This window comes from Caulobacter sp. 05T431, assembly GCF_056665975.1.
In genome coordinates this window covers 1-530 of record NZ_JBFTKU010000086.1, presented here as the reverse complement: position 1 = coordinate 530, position 530 = coordinate 1, and the positions used below count along the sequence as shown (strand labels likewise).

The window sequence follows — 530 nt, the reverse complement described above, 5'->3', positions numbered from 1 at the left end:
ATATAGGAGGAACCAGATGAACATCACATTGGCCGCACGGCCACGAGGATTTCCAGCACGTCGCTTCACCGCCGTTTCCCTTGAAGGAGGCGACCCGAGGTAGTGGCTACGGAATTCCTCAACAAGAGGATTCAAGAGCTGAAGGATCGCGATTCGTCCGGTCCCGTAATTTCGCTCCGTTTGTCGTCCAAGGACGATCGCCTCGCAACGAAGATCGCCAAGGAGCTTGGTATCAGCAAGCAACAGCTCGCTAAGGCTGCGCTGCTCGCCACGCTTGATGGCTATCGGGAGTCGGGAGACGCATCGGAGTAACAGTCGTCGGGTGGCGCCCCGCCGGACCGAATGTAAACCGCATCGGTCTACAAAAAAGCGCCAGAAGGTCAATCATGGCCAAGAACCCTAGCGACAAACACAATCCGTCCTACGAAGGAAACGAGGGCCCCCCACAGCAGAACGAGCCTAAAAACCACGACGACCCCACCTTCGACCCGGCCCGAGAGCTCGGACGGCAGCTTGCGCGAGGCATTGCC

The 530-nt window shown here is 58.3% G+C and carries 1 protein-coding gene; it reads left to right on the top strand.

Annotation, left to right across the window (positions count from 1 at the left end):
• The first annotated feature begins 102 nt into the window (after nt 1-102).
• Nucleotides 103-312 (top strand): hypothetical protein, encoded by a 210-nt coding sequence (locus tag AC1U89_RS24630; RefSeq protein ID WP_476884056.1) that lies wholly within the window; start codon nt 103-105, stop codon nt 310-312.
• The last annotated feature ends 218 nt before the right edge of the window (nt 313-530 follow it).